The 19,504-nt window shown below is 60.0% G+C and carries 13 protein-coding genes; 5 read left to right on the top strand and 8 right to left on the bottom strand.

The window, feature by feature from the left end:
- The first annotated feature begins 203 nt into the window (after positions 1-203).
- The 4 genes from CQ009_RS11745 (at position 204) to CQ009_RS11730 (ending at position 4,414) form a co-directional block, all read left to right on the top strand.
- Entirely contained in the window at positions 204-1,358 is a 1,155-nt protein-coding gene (locus CQ009_RS11745) for a MalY/PatB family protein (RefSeq protein WP_105706279.1), read from the top strand.
- A gap of 211 nt (positions 1,359-1,569) precedes the next feature.
- On the top strand, positions 1,570-2,427 hold the full coding sequence (locus CQ009_RS11740; protein WP_105706277.1) for a glucose 1-dehydrogenase: 858 nt from the start codon (positions 1,570-1,572) through the stop codon (positions 2,425-2,427).
- A 159-nt stretch (positions 2,428-2,586) separates the two neighbouring features.
- Positions 2,587-3,930 (top strand): sodium:proton antiporter, encoded by a 1,344-nt coding sequence (locus tag CQ009_RS11735; protein WP_064389908.1) that lies wholly within the window; start codon positions 2,587-2,589, stop codon positions 3,928-3,930.
- A gap of 187 nt (positions 3,931-4,117) precedes the next feature.
- Complete coding sequence (locus tag CQ009_RS11730) at positions 4,118-4,414, top strand: hypothetical protein (protein ID WP_064389907.1); 297 nt, start codon at positions 4,118-4,120, stop codon at positions 4,412-4,414.
- Positions 4,415-4,841: 427 nt separating this feature from the next.
- Here the strand turns inward: CQ009_RS11730 and CQ009_RS11725 are convergent, their stop codons facing one another.
- From CQ009_RS11725 to CQ009_RS11710, 4 genes are all read right to left on the bottom strand, one after another.
- On the bottom strand, positions 4,842-5,378 hold the full coding sequence (locus tag CQ009_RS11725) for a hypothetical protein (RefSeq protein WP_016983364.1): 537 nt from the start codon (positions 5,376-5,378) through the stop codon (positions 4,842-4,844).
- Positions 5,379-5,455: 77 nt separating this feature from the next.
- The gene (locus CQ009_RS11720) at positions 5,456-7,375 is read right to left on the bottom strand and encodes a PAS domain-containing sensor histidine kinase (protein WP_105706836.1); all 1,920 of its coding nucleotides are present in this window, start codon (positions 7,373-7,375) and stop codon (positions 5,456-5,458) included.
- Positions 7,376-7,380: 5 nt separating this feature from the next.
- Positions 7,381-9,699 carry an ATP-dependent DNA helicase gene (locus CQ009_RS11715; protein ID WP_105706274.1) on the bottom strand — a complete coding sequence of 773 codons (2,319 nt, stop codon included), beginning with the start codon at positions 9,697-9,699 and terminating at the stop codon, positions 7,381-7,383.
- Positions 9,696-11,348 (bottom strand): VRR-NUC domain-containing protein, encoded by a 1,653-nt coding sequence (locus CQ009_RS11710; protein WP_105706272.1) that lies wholly within the window; start codon positions 11,346-11,348, stop codon positions 9,696-9,698. Before CQ009_RS11710 ends, CQ009_RS11715 begins: the two co-directional genes overlap by 4 nt.
- Before the next feature lie 194 nt (positions 11,349-11,542).
- On the opposite strand from CQ009_RS11710, the gene CQ009_RS11705 reads away from it, so the two are divergent.
- Positions 11,543-11,767 (top strand): YgdI/YgdR family lipoprotein, encoded by a 225-nt coding sequence (locus CQ009_RS11705; RefSeq protein ID WP_064390700.1) that lies wholly within the window; start codon positions 11,543-11,545, stop codon positions 11,765-11,767.
- A gap of 113 nt (positions 11,768-11,880) precedes the next feature.
- On the opposite strand, the gene CQ009_RS11695 is transcribed toward CQ009_RS11705, so the two are convergent.
- From CQ009_RS11695 to CQ009_RS11680, 4 genes are all read right to left on the bottom strand, one after another.
- Positions 11,881-12,255 (bottom strand): hypothetical protein, encoded by a 375-nt coding sequence (locus tag CQ009_RS11695; RefSeq protein WP_105706270.1) that lies wholly within the window; start codon positions 12,253-12,255, stop codon positions 11,881-11,883.
- A 238-nt stretch (positions 12,256-12,493) separates the two neighbouring features.
- A complete protein-coding gene (locus CQ009_RS11690; RefSeq protein WP_105706268.1) occupies positions 12,494-14,347 on the bottom strand; it encodes a polyurethanase in 1,854 nt (617 codons plus the stop codon).
- Between the two features lie 200 nt (positions 14,348-14,547).
- Positions 14,548-16,236, bottom strand: a complete 1,689-nt coding sequence (locus CQ009_RS11685; RefSeq protein WP_105706266.1) for a polyurethanase — start codon at positions 16,234-16,236, stop codon at positions 14,548-14,550.
- Positions 16,237-16,295: 59 nt separating this feature from the next.
- Positions 16,296-19,373 (bottom strand): autotransporter serine protease, encoded by a 3,078-nt coding sequence (locus CQ009_RS11680; RefSeq protein ID WP_105706264.1) that lies wholly within the window; start codon positions 19,371-19,373, stop codon positions 16,296-16,298.
- Positions 19,374-19,504 lie beyond the last annotated feature (131 nt).

The following is a 19,504-nucleotide window of genomic DNA, read 5'->3' as shown; positions in this document are numbered from 1 at the left end:
AACCGACCGTCGGCGACAATCGGTCATGCACTGGAAAACCTGTGGGAGCGAGCCTGCTCGCGAAGAGGCCCTGTCAGTTGAGACAAATATTGACTGACAGACCGCTTTCGCGAGCAGGCTCGCTCCCACAGGTTTTGTGTGCTCCTGCACGGCCATGGGCTTATCATGCCCGCAGGACCAATCCCGCCTTCACGAGACCGCGCATGACTTTCGATTTTGATCAGCTATTCGACCGCCACAACACCGGCAGCACCAAGTGGAGCCGCTACCCGGCCGATGTGTTGCCGATGTGGGTCGCTGATATGGATTTCGCCGCGCCGCCGGTCATCATCGAGGCCTTGCAACAGCGCCTGCTGCATCCGCTGGTGGGCTACAGCGTGGCGCAGGACAACCTGCGTGAAGCCATCGTCGCCGACCTCTGGGCCAAGTTCGCCTGGAAGGTAAAACCGCAAGAGCTGATCTTCCTGCCGGGCGTCGAGTCCGGTTTCAACATGGCTCTGAAAGCGCTGGTACAGCCGCAGCAGAATGTCGTGGTGCAAGTGCCGAACTACCCGCCACTGCGCCATGCGCCGGGCCACTGGGGTTTGAACAAGGTTGAGCTGGAGTTCCTCGCGCAAGCTGACGGCACTTACCTGACGCCGCTGGACGTGCTGCGTGAATCGCTGAACGGTGGCGGCGCGCTGTTGCTGAGCAACCCGCACAATCCGCTGGGCAAAGTGTTTGGCCGTAAAGAGTTGCAAGCGGTGGCGGATATCTGTGCGGCGCAGGACGCCTGGATCATCTCCGACGAAATCCACGCCGAACTGTGCTTCGACGGTCGCGTGCACATTCCGACCGCCTCGTTGAGCCCGGAGATTGCCAAGCGCACGATCACTCTGATGTCGGCGAGCAAGGCCTACAACATCGCCGGCCTGAAGACCTCGTTCATGATCATTCAAGATGCGGCCTTGCGTGAGCGCGTCAACCACGCCCGCTGCGGCATGGTCGACAGCGTCAACCCGCTGGGCATGGAAGCCACCCGCGTGGCTTATAGCGAAGGCGCGCCGTGGCTGGCCGAGTTGAAAACCTATCTGCAGGCCAACCGCGACTGGCTGGTGGACGCGGTGCGCAGCCGCTTGCCGGGAGTGACCATCAATGTGCCACAAGGCACGTATCTGGCCTGGCTGGATTGCTCGGCGCTGGATCTGGCCGATCCGCAGCAGTTCTTCCTTGAGCAGGGCAAGGTTGGCCTCAGCGCCGGTCTGGACTTCGGCGATCAACACCAGCAGTTCGTGCGCCTGAACTTCGGCTGCCCACGCTCGTTGCTCGAAGAAGGCATCGCCCGCATGGAACGCGCCCTGACTCAGCGCAACACCTGAAAACACCACATCCCCCTGTAGGAGTGAGCCTGCTCGCGATAGCGTTCTAAAATCCAACATCATTGTTGACTGAAATACCGCTATCGCGAGCAGGCTCACTCCTACAGGGGATGTGTGTTCACGCAAAATCTTCGGCGTAGATCCGATCGAACTCACGGCAAACACACCGGGTCAACCGCCCATACCAGCCCTGAGACCTCGGAGACCCGCGATGACCGACTATCCAAAACCACCCTTCCCCGCACAGGCCCAGACCGTTCCCGGTTCGCAACGCAAAATGGAACCCTATCCCGATTGCGGCGAGCAAAGCTATGTCGGTTCCGGGCGACTGGCCGGCAAGATCGCCCTGATCACCGGCGCCGACAGCGGCATCGGCCGCGCCGTGGCCATTGCTTTCGCCCGTGAAGGCGCCGACGTGGCGGTCGCCTATTTGAACGAACACGAAGACGCCAAGGAAACCGCGCGCTGGGTCGAACAGGCCGGGCGTCAATGCCTGCTGCTGCCGGGCGATATTGCGCAAAAGGCCCAGTGTCAGGCCTTGGTCGACAAAACCGTCGAACGCTTCGGCCGCATCGACGTGCTGGTCAACAACGCCGCGTTTCAGATGACCCACGAAACCTTCGAAGAAATCCCCGACGAAGAATGGGTGATGACCTTCGACGTCAACATCACCGCGATCTTCCGGCTGTGTCAGGCAGCGATCAAACACATGCGTGCCGGGGCGTCGATCATCAACACCAGTTCGGTGAACTCGGACATGCCTAAACCGACCCTGCTCGCCTATGCCACCACCAAAGGCGCGATTGCCAATTTCACTGGCGGTCTGGCACAGATGCTCGGTCCGAAGGAAATTCGCGTCAACTGCGTAGCGCCGGGGCCGATCTGGACGCCGCTGATCGTCTCGACCATGCCCGATGAAGAAGTACAGAACTTTGGTGGCAACACCCCGCTCGGCCGCCCCGGTCAACCCGTGGAAGTCGCGCCGATCTACGTGCTGCTGGCCTCGGACGAAGCGAGTTATATCACCGGCCAGCGCTATGGCGTGACCGGTGGCAAGCCGATGCTTTGAGCAAATGCACTGCAGGGGTTTGCGCAGGCGGCGGTCTGTTGATTCTGATTTTTAAAACAAGATCAAAGATCGCAGCTTGCGGCAACGCCTACAGGGGCGGCGTCAGGAGCGAAAGGGTCTCTGCAGGCGGCCGTCATTAATCACTGAAGGCGGCAAATCATGAGTTTTACTGTGTGGGTTGCCGTACTCGGTGCCGTGCTGCTGACGTTGGCACTGACTTCTTCGTATCTGCGCTGGATGCCGGTGACGACTTCGGCAGTGTGTCTGTTGCTGGGGATCGGCATCGGCCCCAGTGGCCTCGATCTGCTGAAACTGTCGTTGGAAAACGCTTCGCTGTGGATGGAGCACCTGACGGAAGTCGCGGTGCTGTTTTCCCTGTTTGTCTGCGGTTTGAAGTTACGTTTGCCTTTGCGCGACAAGCGTTGGCGGATTGCTTTTGGCCTGGCCGGGCCAGTCATGTTGCTGACCATCATCGGTGTTTGTCTGCTGCTGCATTTTGGCTTGCGCTTGCCGTGGGGGCCGGCGCTGTTGATCGGCGCGATTCTGGCACCGACCGACCCGGTACTGGCGGCACTTGTCCAGGTCAACGATGCGCGGGATGTCGACAGTGTGCGCTTCGGGCTCTCGGGCGAAGCAGGATTGAATGACGGCATCGCCTTCCCCTTCGTGATTCTCGGCCTGTTGTTGCTGCACGGTGATGGCAGCGCCAGCGAATGGCAGGGCTGGGTCTTGCGCAGTGTGTTGTGGGCGGTGCCGGCCGGGTTACTCACCGGTTACTGGATGGGCCGAGGTATCGGGCGCGTGACGCTTTCGCTACGAATCCGCAATGACGACAGCACCCTCAGCCCCAATGATTATCTGGCGTTGTCGTTGATTGCCCTGGCCTATGTGGTTGCCGAGGCGATTGGCGGTTATGGCTTCCTGTCGGTGTTCGCCGCCGGGCTGGGTTTGCGTCAGGTCGAAGTGCAATCCACCGGCGCCGGCCAGCCGCCTGCCGAGCATCTGGTGCAACCGGTGGTCGGCCATCAGAACGTCGAACCGCAACACGCGGTGCATGGCGACACCGAAAGGCTGGAAAGCAGCCAGGTTGCCGCGGGGATCATGATGGGTGACATGTTGTCATTTGGCAGTCTGGTCGAGCGCGCCATGGAAGTGTTTCTGGTGACCTTGCTCGGCGTCGTGCTGGTGGCGCATTGGGATTGGCGGGCGTTGCTGGTGGGCGGTGTGTTGTTCTGCCTGATCCGCCCGGCCTGCGTCGCGCTGATGCCATGGGGCGCGCTGCTGGAGGGACGGCAACGGCTGTTGATCGGCTGGTTTGGCATTCGCGGGATCGGCAGCCTGTTTTATCTGTTTTATGCCTTGAATCACGGGCTGACCGACACGGTGGCCACGCAATGCACCGACCTGACCTTGTCGGTGGTCGCGCTGAGCATCCTGCTTCACGGGATCAGCACCCAACCGATCCTCGCTCGCTATGAACAGCGCAAGAAACAAAAAACGTGATTTTTAATCGCGGATTTTATCGACGGATTGATCGAATTTTTTTCTGTAAAAAAATGGATCCTTGCTTAATCGCCGACAGTCACAAGCATAACCCCCCGCCAGATGTGTCCGGCGGGGCCCGGCAGGTTCGGTTCCCCTGCGGCGATACGCCTATGAAACGGAATCCTTGAAGAATAAGGTCACGAACATGAAAGAATGCTCGACTCCTGCACAAATCAAGGCTTGCAGAGCACTGGCTCTGGAACGCAATCGTCAATTGTTCGATAACGCCCACACGCTCAACCGAGCGGCCAATGCGCTGCTTGACGTCAAGGATCTGGACATCGAACAGTTCGAGCGCTACCGCGCGCTGCGCAAGAAAGCCGATTCGATGTTTGAAGATGCCATCGATCATTTGTGCGTCTTGAATGAAGATTTCCCGCCAATCCCGATGTCTTCGCAGAACTCGGTGGCGTTGCGTCGAGAGCTTGAGACCGTGGAGTGAGGCGGAAAAGCCCCTCACCCTAGCCCTCTCCCAAAGGGAGAGGGAACTGACCGAGGTGAATGGTTGAGGTACGCCGACTTGAGATACCGGGTTGCACGCAAATTTTGAGCAGTGCAAATATTGGCTCTCTGCGATATGAACCCTGAAAGCCCCTCACCCTGGCCCTCTCCCAGAGGGAGAGGGAACTGACCGGGGTGAATGGTTGAGGTATGCCGACTTGAGATACCGGGTTGAACGCAGATTTTGACCACGACACTGAGATACCGAGTCGAACGCAGATTTTGACTACAGCGAAGATCTGCTCCCTTCCCCCTCGCCCCCTTGGGGGAGAGGGCTGGGGTGAGGGGGATCGATCTGAATGGCAACACAAAATCCAAGCGAATGAAAAAGCCCGGCCACATAAGCCGGGCTTTTCTATACCTGCCCATCACCCTCCAGGATTGGTCACCTGAATAAACACCGCATAACTTCCCAACAACACCCAGAACGTCGCAAAGATCCAAGGCGTGCGCACCGAGAACAGCAGCGACTTGCGATAACCCTTGTGGCTCGATTCCATCTCGCTGAACAACGGCGATTCGTCATACGCCAGGCCCATCAGCGGCTCGCTGTGGAGCAAGTGGCTCTGCTTGAAATGCCAGTGATCGATGATGTCGTACGCTGCGCGAATCCCCGGCCAGGCGTTCAAGGAACTGAGCAGCCCGAGCAGCGCCAGAAACGGTGGCACCACCAGCGTGAACAACTTGCCCCACTCCGGATTGAGGTTGGCCATGCAGGAGGCGAAGGCGATCACCAGGAACGACTGCGCCGCCAGATAGGCATCGGTGCGGTTGGCAAGAATGCTGGTTTCGTACTGGATCTCCCGCCGATAGAAATCCAGCCGTTCCTTGGGTGAGCCGAACATCTTGGCGTCATGTTCGGTCAGGGTTTCTTCAGCGGTGGGCTCAGTCAGTATGCGAGACAAAAGATGCACGCTCCGGGGTTGGAAAAACGTTTAGAAGTCCCCGTTTGCGCGCAAGTTCAGCCGGATTGACCGGCGCCTCATTTCATCGATTGCGCAATGATCGCCACCAGATTCATCTGCGTGAACGGCTTGGGCAACCGCGGCAGTTGTGCGGCAAAACCCTCCAGGCGCTCGGCGTAGCCGGTAGCAAGAATGATCGGCAGATCCGGTTTGAGCACCCGCACCGCGTGGGCCAGTTGCGCACCGCTCATATGGGGCATGGCCATGTCGGTGATCAACAGGTCGATGACCTCACCCTGATCGAACAGCGTCAGCGCCTGCGAACCCGACGTGGCGCTGATCACTCGATGCCCCAGGTCTTCGAGCAGCAGGCTGGTGCTGGTCAACACCAGCGAATCGTCATCCACCACCAACACGCTGAGCCTGGGCACCGTGATCGGCTCTGCCGGCGGATACAGCGGCTTGCTGTAGACACCCTCGTCAGCCACCGGAATCCACAGTTCAGCCGTGGTGCCCTGGGCTTTTGCACTTTTGAGGACGAAGCGGCCACCGAGTTGTTCCATATACCCGTGCACCATCGACAGCCCCAGCCCTGTGCCTTTGCCCAAGCCTTTTGTGGTGAAAAACGGGTCTCTGGCCGAGGCCAGCGTCTGCGCATCCATGCCCTCCCCGCTGTCGATCAGACTGAGACAGACATAACGCCCGGCCGGCAGATCCGCATGACCGAGTTCGAGCACCACTTGTGCTTCAGCGCTGATGATCACCGTGCCGCCGTCGGGCATGGCGTCACGGGCGTTGGTCGCCAGATTGAGCAAGGCCAGTTCCAGTTGATTGCTGTCCGCCAGCACCGGTTGCAGATCCTCGGGAAACCGCGCATCGACGCGGATGCCCGGCCCCAGGGAACTGCGCAACAGTCCGGTAATGCCTTGCACCAGTTGGGGGATGTCGACGGACTCGGTCTTGAGCTCCTGACGGCGGGCAAAAGCCAGCATGCGCTGGGTCAGCGACACGCCACGTAATGCGCCTTGGGTGGCATTTTCCAGCAAACGGCTGATTTTCGCGTCGTCACCGATGCGCTTTTGCACGATTTCCAGATTGCCGAGAATCACTGTCAGCAGATTATTGAAGTCATGGGCGATGCCGCCGCTGAGCTGACCGATGGCCTGCATCTTCTGCGCCTGAAACAGGGCTTCACGGGTTTTCTCGAGCGCCTGCTGGGCCTGATGCGCTTCGGTGATGTCGCGGGTGATCTTGGCAAACCCGAGCAAAGTGCCGGTATCGCCGCGAATCGCATCGACCACCACATGGGCGAGAAACCGCGTGCCGTCCTTGCGCATGCGCCAGCTCTTGTTCTCAAAGCGGCCTTCACGAGTGGCTATTTCCAGCGCCCGCTGTGGCTCGCCGAGTTCGCGGTCTTCGGGGGTATAGAAAATCGAGAAGTGCTGACCGATGATTTCTTCCGGCAGATAACCCTTGATGCGCTGGGCGCCCTGGTTCCAGTTGCTGACCCGGCCCTCGGGGCTGAGCATGTAGATGGCATAGTCGGTGACACCCTGCACCAGCAGGCGGAACTGCTGTTCGCTTTGCTTGAGGGTTTCTTCGGCCATCTTGCGATCGGTGAGGTCGCGGGTGATCTTGGCGAAACCGAGCAACTTGCCGTCGGGATCAATGATCGGGTCGATCACCACGTGCGACCAGAAGTTGGTGCCGTCCTTGCGCACCCGCCAGCCTTCGCCCTCGAAACGCCCCTCGCGGATCGCGGTATCGAGCGCACGTCGCGGCAGACCGGCAGCGCGATCATCGGCAGTATAGAAGCGCGAAAAATGCTCGCCGAGGATTTCCGCCTCTTCGTAACCCTTGAAGCGTTTGGCGCCCGAGTTCCAGCTGGTGATGATGCCATCCGGGTCGATCATGTAGATCGCATAGTCGACGACCGCATCGATCAACAGCCTGAAACGCATCTCCTCGATCGCCGCGGGCTTGTTCTTTTCAATCATCACATTCACCGCACACAGTTATGTGCTGGAGTATGCGTTAATCCGGCGAATTGAAAAGCGTCCGCCTCGTTTTTGATTGACCACCAGCGCGGCAGCAACTGCTGGATCCGCGGCTCGGCAAAGCGGTCGTCAATCAACATGAGCACACCACGATCTTCGCGTGTGCGGATCACCCGGCCGGCGGCCTGCACCACTTTCTGCACACCGGGATACAGGTAGGTGTAGTCATACCCGGCGCCGAAGATTGCCGCCATGCGGCGTTTCAACTGTTCATTGACCGGATTGAGTTGCGCCAGACCGAGCGTGGCGATGAACGCGCCGATCAGGCGTGCGCCAGGCAAATCGATACCTTCGCCGAATGCCCCGCCCAATACGGCAAAACCTACGCCCTGACTTCGCACGGTGAACTGGTCGAGAAACGCTTGCCGCTGCCCTTCGAGCATGCCGCGCGACTGCTGCCACACCGTGATGTGCGGATGCCGCTCGGCCAGTAACGTTGCGACCTGCTGCAGATAGTCGAAGCTGCTGAAAAACGCCAGGTAATTGCCCGGACGCTCGCCGAACTGCCTGGCGATCAGCTCGACAATCGGCTCCAGCGACGCCTGGCGGTGATTGAAGCGCGTTGAAATCCGGCTGACCACCTGCACCTGCAACTGCGCCGGGCTGAACGGCGATTCGACGTCGACCCACACCGTATCGTCCGGTGTGCCAAGCAAATCGGCGTAATAGTTGCGCGGGCTCAGCGTGGCGGAAAACAGTACGCTGCTGCGCGCCGCTTTCAGACGCGGGCCAATAAACGCCGCGGGGACCACGTTGCGCAGGCACAGTTGCGACAGCGGGCGCTTGCGCTCGAGGTCGCGCTTGCTGATATCGAACAGGTAATGCTCATCGAACAACTCCGCGACCCGGGCAAACTGCAGCAGCTCGAAATAGAAGCCTTGCAATGCGCTGTCGAGTCCCTGTGGATGGTCATTCTGGTAATCGCCGATGGCCGCGCAACACAGGGAGATCGCTTGCAGCAGTTTTTCCGGCGCCTTGTCGTAGGCCTGATACGCGGCCAGTTGCGGAGCATGCAGCGTGTTCCATTCACGGTTGAGCCGTTGCAGGGATTTTTTTAGCGGTTCAGGGGCGGTTTTACGCACGGCGCCAAGGACGAACTGATCGAGACTGGCGCTGTACATCTGCCGTCCGCGCTCAACGAGGTTGTGCGCCTCATCGGCCAGCACGGCGACTTTCCACTGATTGAGCTGGGCCAGACCGAACAGGAGTGCACTGAAATCGAAGTAATAGTTGTAGTCGGCGACCACCACGTCAGCCCAGCGGGCCATTTCCTGGCTCAAGTAATACGGGCACACCGCATGCTGCGCGGCAACGGCGCGCATGGCGGGCTGATCGAGCAGACTGATGCGGCTGGCGGCCTCACGCGCGGCCGGCAAGCGATCGTAGAAACCTTGTGCCAACGGGCAGGATTCGCCATGGCAAGCTTTGTCCGGGTGTTCGCAGGCCTTGTCCCGAGCGACCATTTCCAGAACCCGCAAGGGCAGGTTCGGCGACTGTTCGAACAGCACCTGGCTGGCATCGAGCGCCAGTTTGCGTCCCGGCGTCTTGGCGGTCAGGAAGAACACTTTGTCCAGTTGCTGCGGCGCCAGCGCCTTGAGCATCGGAAACAACGTGCCAAGGGTTTTGCCGATGCCGGTCGGTGCCTGGGCCATCAGGCAGCGCCCGGTGCTGATCGCCTTGAACACCGATTCAGCCAGATGCCGCTGCCCCGAACGAAACTCGGCGTGAGGAAAGCTCAGTTGCTGCGCCGCCAGGTTGCGCACCTCGCGATGGGCCATTTCCTGTTCGGCCCAGAGCAGGAACACGCCACACTGTTGCTCGAAAAACACTTGCAGGGCCTCAGCGCTGAATGCCTCGACCAGACAGGTTTCCTTTTCGCTGACGATGTCGAAATACACCAGCGCCAGATTGATCCGCTGCAGATCGAGTTTGCGGCACATCAGCCAGCCGTAGATTTTCGCTTGCGCCCAGTGCAACCGGCGGTGATTGGCCGGTTGTTTGCTCAGGTCGCCCCGGTAGGTTTTGACTTCTTCCAGGCAGTTTTGCCCCGGATCGTAGCCGTCCGCCCTGCCCTTGACCTTCAACTGGCGAAACTCGCCTTCCAGGGCCACTTCGCTTTGGTATTTCTCGTTGCGCCGCGAGGCCACGGTACGGTGGCCGGCAATGCCTTCGAGTGCCGTCGGCGACGGGGTGAAACGCAGGTCGAGGTCGCCGGTCTTGGCGGTGAACTCACACAGCGCCCGCACCGCAATGCTGTAGCTCAAGCGCTCTGCTCCGCCCATTGCACGTAGCACACGGCCACCGGCATCTGGTGTTCGTGGCAGAACTCCAGCCAGCGCAATTGGTTGTCCTGCAAGCGATCACCGGGGCCTTTGACTTCAATCATCCGGTAGGTTTTGTGTTGCGGCCAGAACTGGATCAGATCGGGCATGCCGGCGCGGTTGGCCTTGATGTCGAGCAACAGCCGATTGAACCAGTGCTTGAGGTGTTCAGCCGGCAGGCAGGCCAACGCCTGTTCGAGCAGCTGTTCATTGAGTGCGCCCCAAAACACGAACGGCGACTGAATACCCCATTTGGCGACGAATCGCTGGCGAATGGTCGAGGCGTAGCGACCATCGTCGAGCTCGTCGAGACAGGCCTGGAACAGCTCGGCGCGGCGCGGCTGGAAGTCTTCATTGAGCAGATCGACCGGCCCGCGCTGGAACGGGTGAAAGAATGCACCGGGCAACGGCGCGAAGATCGCCGGCCAGCACAACAAACCGAACAACGAGTTGATCAGGCTGTTTTCCACGTAGTGCACCGGGCCGTCGTCATCATGCAGGTGCGCCTGCACGTAAAACTCCACCGACAACCCAGGATCGCTGCGCAGCAACTGCAAATCGAGGCGTTCGACCGGTTTCGCCGCTGTACGCTTGAGTGGCCGCCCGCCGAGTTTGCGCCGCAATCGCGGCATTATTCGCTGCAGGCCTTGCTGTTCGGCAGCGCTTTGCGGCGTCTGTTCCGCCAGCGTGCCGAGTTCCAGGCCAAGGGCGTATTCGCCGCAGCGTTCCAGCACGCGGATCATGCGCAATCGCGCGCCGGGATAGGCGCAGTCGCGGTAGATGCTCAAGGCCAGCGCAAACTCGCTGATGCGCTCGCAATACTGGCCGATCTGGAACAACACCTTGCCACGTCGACGTTGCAACCAGGGGTTGTCGAAGTGCAAGGCGCCGACTTGCTCGACAATGGCTTGCAGCGGTTCACCGGCCTCGAAGCGCAACTGGCAGTTATGCAGGAACAGGCAGGCGTCGACATCCTGGCGGCTGCGCAGGCCGCGCGAATCAGCGCAGAATTCGACTTTTTCGTAGGTAAAGATCCCCAGATCAGCGAGGACGAATTCCGACCAGTCCTGATAAAGATTGCCAAAGAACATCAGACGCAGGCGATCGCACAGGTCCATGATGGTCAGGCTGAACAGGCGCTCTGCCAGTAACGGCGCCCAATCGCGCAGGCTACGGGCATCGGCGAACTGTTCGGTGAGCAACGGCAGCCAATCGTCCTTGCGCCCCTTGGGTTGCTCGATGAACGCGCCAAATGCCTGGAGAACCTCGGCCTTGAGCAGCACATCGAACAGTTCGGCCATCGTCAGCGCTGCGAATTCGTCGAGCCAGCCATGATTCAGCAGCGGTTGCGCGGCGTGCGCGATGTCACCGATTTCAGGGTAATTGAGTTTACCGACACGAAAGTGCACGCCCTTGCGCATCACCATGCGCACCAGCAGGCCCTGCGAGGCCTTGGGCAATGCCTTGAAATCGCGGATGAAGCCGTGCTCGGTTTCGCTCATCACGTCGGCATAGCGCAGCTCAAGCCAATCAAGCACTTGCCGGAAGTTGTTGAGGTAATAGAACGGGTCGTCGAGGGGATTGGCAGTCACGGGAATTCAGGGCCATGGCGAACGAGTACTGGTTATGCGTACAGATACCAGCTCTGCCCTGCCCGGTGCAAATGGAAAAGGATCAATGGCATTTTTTAACCGGGCAATCGAACTTTTTCCGGCGCAGTGGCACCAACCGCGTTACAGGACCGACAATGCTCGGGTTCACATCGCATGAGGAAGTAGAGGTGGGTATGAAAATCAACAGGCTGGGCATTCCCCTGGCAGTCGTCGCGCTGCTCGTGCTGGGCGGTTGCTCGACCCAGACAGTGGTGACCTTGCAGAACGGCACCCAGTATTTGACCAAGGACATGCCGAAGACCAAAACCAAGGATGGCTTCTATGAGTTCGAGGATATTTCCGGGGCCAAGGTGAAAGTCCGCGCCGATGAAGTCGCGACGGTCCGCGAAGAGGACTGAAACCCCCGCAATCTCTGTAGGAGCTGCCGCAGGCTGCGATCTTTCGCTCGTGATTTACAAGATCCGGATCAAAAGATCGCAGCCTTCGGCAGCTCCTACAGGGGATGTTTGTGTTATTCGAAGGTTGGCATGCCCGGAATGCTGCCATCGCAAGGCATGTACGTGCCGCCCCGCTTGACCACTTCACCTTGCAAACGCCGGCAGCGTTCCAGATCCTGCTGCGCCATGCGATCAATGCTCAGATTGCCGGTGGTCTGCGGCTGCTTGCCGTCACCCAGACGCAGAGTCACGAACGGTTGTTCAGGCTGAATCTGAAAGCGGCTTTTCTCTTCGACCGGTTCGACTGCTTCGGTTTTCGGCGGGCTCGGCAGTTGGTCGGTGGTGATGCCGTAGCGGCTCAGAATCGAGCTTTGAGGCAGATCGGCGCAGACATTGGCCGAACACAGCGTCAGTGCGACGAAGCCGATATACCCCTTGAAACCTTTCACGTTTGAATCTCCTGTACTCAATGGCGGCTAGCTATAGGACGTGTGTGCACGTGCTGGCTTTAGGCCGCATTTCCTGTTTGGCAGGGATTTGAGTCAGGGAGTGGCTGTTGAGTCACTTTTAAACCGCGTGATCGTTCTTCGCGAGCAGGCTCGCTCCCACAGGGTTCTGTAAACGACACAGATCCAGTGTGGCAGCGAGCTTGCTCGCGAAAGGGCCCTTACCGGCACCCCATCAACATCAGGCGATCACGACACCGTCAGCACTCAGGCTATTGAGCGACACGCCCACCAGTGTCACCGAGTCGTTGCCAAACGTCAGCACCGTATCCTGCCCAACGGTCGCGGCATGGGCACGGAAATCCTCAGTCGGCAGAACACCCTGTACGCCGAGGAAGACCAGTTTGTCGTTCGTTGTGTAACCGACCACCCGATCCTGGCCGAACGCGCCGTTGAACAGGAACGTATCCGCTCCGCCCCCCGATTCCATCAGGTCATTGCCGGCACCGCCGACAAACACGTCATTACCCGTGCTGCCGATCAAGTGATCGTTACCGTCGAGGCCAAACAGCCAATCGCCACCGGCATGCGCCTTCAGCGTGTCGGCGCCAGCGCTACCTTTGACGCTGGACTCGTACGCCGTGACATTGCTGCCGACCTTCAGGCCGCTGGCGGTGACGCTGTGAGTGACGTCATCCTTGAACAGCCCCCAGAGAAACCCCGGTTCCTTGGTGACAATACTGCCGATGTCGCGGGTGATACTGATCCCGCCGTTGGCATCGCGGATGTACAGATTGCCGGCGCCGTCGTTGGCGAAGTCGAACTTGCCCACCGCTTGCTGCAAGTCCAGGGTATTGCTGCCCTGCCCGCCAAGGATGATGTTGTAGCCGCCACTGTCACGGAAGGTGTCGTTGCCGGCACGGCCTTCCAGATAGTCGTTGGCGCTGCCGCCCTGGATCAGATCGTTGCCGTCGCTACCGATGATGAACGTGCTGCCCTTGTGGGTTTCGGCGTTGCGATTGAGATCCTGCACCCAGGTGTTGGCTCGCGCCGGATCGGACAGGTTGGCGACGATGATTGTCGAGTCGCGGCTGGTCAGGTCGTAGAACTTCGAATCCAGTACACGGGTCATGCCGTCGCCGTAACCGGTGGGCAGGTGTGAAATCCACGTTGGAATGTTGAGGATCGAGTACGGCAGCAGATTCCACGCGGTCGAGGCGTAGTGATCATTGAAGCTGACGATGTTGTCAGTGGTCGAGGCATGCGGCGCGTCGTGCACGCCTACCGAGGCGCCGGTGAAGGTCGAGCCGTCGAGAGCTCGAAACACCGGATCGTTTTCATAGCCGACGTTAAGCACTTTGTCGGTGCTGCTTTGCGTTGGCGAGGCATAGGCGATGTAGTTGGAGTCGGCAAAGAATCCGCCCCACTTGCCGCCGCTCAAGTCGGCCATGCTGTTGACGGCCAGGCCGCCGAGACTGTGGCCGCTGACCAATATGTCCTTGCCGGTGAGGCCGTTAGCCTTCGCGAAGGCCATCACGTCATTGAGCAGATTGCCGAACGCTTCGCCAACGTAGTTTTTCGCGTAGTCGTTGGGGCCGAAGGCTGCGAGCAGGTCGTTGATCACGTCGCTGATCGAGTCGCCAATGAGGATTTCTCGCGGGCCACTGGTGCCACGAAAGGCAATGCCAAGCTCGGTGAGATGGCCTTGGGCGTCGTACTTGCCGAGGATCTCGACCTGAGCGCTGGTGTAGCCGGCCTTCTCGCCGAAAAAGGTTCCTCGCGCATCGGTCTTGCCTTCGTAGCCCAGTTGCGAGGCGGTGATCGGCGTCCAGCCGGCCGCTTTAACCGCATCGAGGGCGAGTTTTTCCGAGTCGGGATTCCATGGAATGCCCGGGATGACACCTTGCGAGTCGGTACCGCCAATCAACGCAGTGACCAGTGTGGCTGGCAGGCCGATACCGAAACCGTTGTGCTGATAACCGCTGGCAAAACCGTTATCGAGGTTGTGGTAGGAATACAGAGTGATTGCCATGGCATCGCTGAACAACGCCTTGGAATCGTCCGTGCCGAAATTCTTGTAGTCATACACACCCATTGCTATTGCCTCTCTCTTTGTTGGAATTGTTCAGAGATAGCTCACAGCCAGTGCGCCCCTCACGGAGCGCTCCGGAGCATTTCAACACCCCATGTAAACCCCCAGTAGGAGCTGTCGAGTGCAACGAGGCTGCGATCTGTTGATCTTTAAAAACACAATCAAAAGATCGCAGCCTGCGGCAGCTCCTACCGGGGCGTTGGTCAGGCGAACACGAACGCCGAGTCCGACAGGTTAGCCACTCCCACCCCTATCAGGGTCACGGCAAAGTCGCCAATCTTCAGCACCGTATCGCCACCGGTCTGCGCCACATGTTGCTTGTAGTCGTAGCCCTGCCCCGCGCCTTCGACGCCCATGAACACCAGTTTGTCGCCGCCCTGATAACCATTGATGGCATCGAAGCCGAACGCGCCGCTGAACAGGAAGGTGTTGCCGCCGCCAACCGCCGTCATCACATCGTTACCGGCGCCGCCAACAAAGGTCACGTGGCCTTTGTCGCTGATCAGTCTGTCGTCGCCACCGAGACCGAACAGCCAGTCGCCATCGGCCGTCGCATGCAACGCGTTGCCGTAGCCATCACCGCTGAGCGAATGGTTGTACTGCGTCAGCTCATTGCCATTGGTCAGCCCTTTGGCCGTCACACCCCAGGTGATTTCCTTGCTGCCCCACCACGAACCCGACTCCTTGCTCACCAGCGCACCAATGTCGCGGGTCATGCTGATGCCGCCGTAGGCGTCGCGCACATACAGCGTGCCGTCGCCGTCATTGGCGAAGCTGAAGTTCTGCAATGGTTTCTGCAACTCGAAGGTATTGTGGCCCTGGCCACCGAGCAGGATGTTGAAACCGCCGTCATCGCGGAAACGGTCATCGCCCGCGCGACCTTCAAGGAAGTCGTTGCCCGCGCCCCCCTTGAGCCAGTCATTGCTGTCGGTGCCGATGATGAATGTGCTGCCGGTGTGCGGCTCGCCACTGCGGCCGAGATCCTCGACCCAGGTCTTGCCTCGGGACGACGCTTCCAGGTTGGAGACGATGATCGTCGAGTCCTTGCCGGTGAGGTTGTAGAACTTCGAATCGATCACTCGATTCAGGCCATCGACATAGCCCAGCGAGCCGTGCGCCGACCAGCTCAGCGGGTTGACGATGCTGAACGGCACCAGGTTTTGCGCGGTGGAGGCGTAATTGTCGTTGAAGTTGACGATGTTGTCGGTGGTCGAATCATGCGGTTTGTCGTGCTTGCCCATCGACGCGGTGTTGAACGTAGTGCCATCGAGCACGCGAAATACCGGATCGTTCTCGTAACCGATGTTCAGCACGTTATTACCGGTGCTGCTCTGGGTTGGCGAGGCGAACGCAATGTAATTGGCGTCCTTGAAGAAACCTCCCCAGTTGCTCGCGCTCAATTCGGCCACGCTGTTGACCCCGAGCCCGCCAAGGCTGTGGCCGCTGATCAACACGTCCTTGGCGGCGATGCCGTTGGCAATGGCAAACGCGGCGACAGCCTTGAGCAGATTGTCGAAAGCGTTTTTTGCGTAGTTGCTGGCGTAATCCGATGGTCCGATCGCTGCCAGCAAGTTGTTTTTCATGTCGCCAAAGGTATCGCTATAACCCAGCCCGCCAGTGCCACGAAAGGCAACGCCGATGCCAACCAACTTGCCGGCGGCGTCGTATTTGCCAAGTACTTCGGCTTCGGCGCTGGTGAAGCCGTCCTTCTCACCGAAGAACGTACCCTGCGCCCCGACCTTGCCTTGATAACCCAGCACGGTCGCGGCAACGGGTGCCCATCCCGTCGCCGGCAATGGCTGGCCGGTCGGCGTGTAGGCATACAGCGTGAGTGCGATGGCGTCGCTGTACAACGCTTTGCCATCGGCATTCCTGTAATCGAACAATCCCATGTTGTGCCCTCTCTTCCTTTAAAAAACCCGGCAGTTTCGTCTGGAACTGCCGGCGCTGCCTAGAACTGCCAGTCAAGCGTCAGGCCCACCCCGTGGTCCTTCTCGTTCGCGCCGATCAGCCCGTTGTAATCCAGGTTCACACGCACATCGCGGTTGAGCGCCAGCCCCGCCCGCACGCCGACTACGGCGGCGTCGCGATCCATCGACACACTCTGCACGGTGAACGCGCTGTTGCCATTGGCAAACGCCAGATGGCTGTCAGCGTCGACACTGCTCAGGTTGTGCTGCCAGCCCAGGCTCGCCCCCAGTTCCAGTTGATGCTGGTCCGACAGAGCAAAACTGCGCTTGGCGCGTACGCCGAGCGTCGACAACAGCACATCGCGGTTGTCTTCGCCACCTTTGAGCGCGGCGGCATCGCCTTTTTCGGTAAAGCTGTCGGTGTTCAGGTGCACGTAAGACAGGTTGGCGAACGGCTCAAGGTTCATCGGTTGCAAGCCCAGATCGTAAGCGGCTTCAGTGAACAATTGCGCCGTGCTCGCGTCGCGTTTGGTCTTCTGCTTGCCGCTGACGTCAGCGAACTGCAGATCACGTTTCGCGTCGATGCGATGCCAGCTGTAGGCGCCGCCAACGGTCAGGCGCAGTGCATCGATTTGATGCCCCAGATATGCACCGAGGTGGTAGCTGTCAACCGAGGCTGACGAATGCGTGCCGCTGCCCATGCTCAATGAACTGTCGCTGTAACCAGTAACGAAGCCCAGGCGGGTATCTTCAGCAATCAAGCCATCGACACCGGCCAGCAGACCACCGATGGAACTGGTGGAGTCCGCGTTTTTATTGCCGCCATCGCTGGTGCCCCACGAACCCAGCACCTTGACCCAGGCATTGCTGCGATCATCAGTCGGTGCATCGGCGTTGAACAGATCACGCTCGCGCAGGCGCTCGCCGACTGCCTCGCGCAGGTAACGGCTGTCGTTGATCAACAGCGTGCCGATCGCCGGATGAATCTCACCGGATAACTGCTGGAACGCTTGTTGCGCCACGGCCGCATTGGGCGACAGCAGCAGTGTTTCGAACAGCGCATTGCCTGCGCCCAGCCGCTCGGCAGCCGCACCGACCGCTCGCTGGTTTGGCGTCAGACCGACACTGGCGAACGACGCGCCATTACGCCCAACCTCCAACTGAACGCCACTGGCCGAATACGCCAGGGTGCCGCCGAGAAAGGCGTAGTCGGGCAGCACCTGGCCAAATTGCCCTTCGATACCGCCCGCCGCTTGCAGGATATTGAACTGCGTACCGAGCAGGCTTTTCACTTCAGTGGTGGTCAGCAGCGTCGGGCTGTTTTCCAGTGACAGACTGACTGTGGCCCCCTCGATCACTGCCTTGCCATCGGCGACAATCCTGTCGCTGGCGGTCGGCGAGACTTCCACCGCATAGGTCGAACCCGGCTCGAAGGTCACGTCACCCGCAACATTCAAGGTGCCGATGGAGTTGCCCGGCGCCACCGTACCGCCGTTTTTCACCGACAGTGCGCCGATGCGGCCGTTACCGCCAAGGATGCCGCTGTCATTCACGGTGACCGCCGAGGCCAGCGTACCGTTGATGGCCAGTCGGCCCTGATTGACCAGCGTCGGGCCGGTGTAGCTGTTGTTGCCGGTCATCACCAGCGTACCGATGCCCTGCTTGGTCAAGCCGCCGTGGCCGGAAATGTCGTTGCGCCAGGTGTCGAGGCCGCAGGTGATGTCGCTGCACAGACGCTCGGTCGGTTTGCCTTGATCGATGATCGCGCCGATGCCAGGCAAATCCGCGACAAACTGGCCGGAGCCATAGGCTCCCTGAATGCGGAACTCCTCAGGAATGTCTGTCTCGGTGACGAACATGGCCGGGCCATCAATGCCTTTGCGCAGGTTGATCATGCCCCAGCCATACAAGGCGTCGATGCCCGGTGCACCGAGGTCGGTCGCGGTGGTACGCAATACCGTGGCGACCTGATCGCCGCTCATGTACGGGAAGCGTTCCATCAGCACGGCCATGGAGCCGGCCACGTGCGGCGCGGCCATCGAGGTGCCGTTGTAATTTTTGTAGCCGGTGGTCAGGTTGTCGGCGTTGGTGCCTTCGATGATTGCGCTGTAGATTTTCGTGCCCGGCGCCGAGACGCATAAGCTCGCGGTGTAGCCGCAACGCGAGGAAAACGTACTCATGATGTACGGATTGGCGCTGGCCAGATCAGGGTTCTTCTGCAATGCGGCGACGGTGATCCAGTTCGGCGCAATCTCCGGGACAAAATAGCCGAGGCCGGCAATGGCATCCGGATTGTTGAGGTTGTAGTCATTGCCGGCGGCGAAGATTGTCACGATACCGCTGCGTGCGGCGGCGATGGCACCGTCATACGCGCCACCGGCTTTGGTTCCGAGCAACGTGCGGATTTCGTTGAACTGCAACTGCGCGTCATTGACGGTGAAGTGCGGGTACGCCGGATCCTTGCCGCCGAGGTCGAAGCGGTCGGTGATGCCGATGCCCCAGCTGTTGTTGATGATCCGCGCGCCGCTGGCGATCAGAGCATCCCAACCGGCCTTGTACACCGCGCCGTCGTTGCCGCGCACAATGCCGTCTTCCGGGCCCGGGTCGCCGTTGTCGGCGCTGATGATTTGCGCCCCGAAAGCCACTCCGTGCATCGGCCCGCCGTCACGACTGCCGGCGGCGATGCCACCAACGTGAGTACCGTGGGCGCCGAGTTTGCCATCGGAGCCGACAGAGGGCGAACCGTCATAGCGGAACGCGTCGCCCGCTTTCACCGGAGTGTACGGGTCGGTGTATTCGCGGATCCCGCTGGTGACCAGGGTGATGACTTTATTGCTGCCGGAAAACTCCGGGTGCGCGGCGTAGACCGGTTGATCGAAGATGCCCAGTTTCACGCCTTTGCCGGTGTAGCCAGCGGCGTAGGCGTAATCGGCACCGATGGCGCTCAGGCCCCAATCGGCCTGAAACTCGTTGCTGCGCCAACTTGAAGGATCACCGCTGCGTCCGGTTTCCACGTAAGGCGCGGCCTGCGCCGTGCCGATAGCGCACAACACCGCGAATGTCAGGGTTTTCAGGGCAAAACGGCCACCCGTTTGCGCGGGGGTATTGTTGTTATTCATCCAGCGACCTTCCTTAGTGATGTTGCGAAAAATCCTGATCGTTCCCACGCAGAGCAATGATCGTTCCCACGCGCAGCAAAGGAATGCAGCCCTTGACGCTCCGCGTCACTGGACGCAGAGCGTCCCTAGAG

Source organism: Pseudomonas sp. MYb2 (assembly GCF_002979955.1).
GTDB lineage: Bacteria > Pseudomonadota > Gammaproteobacteria > Pseudomonadales > Pseudomonadaceae > Aquipseudomonas.
The sequence above is the reverse complement of the archived record's forward strand: the minus strand, read 5'-3'. Positions and strand labels throughout refer to the sequence as shown.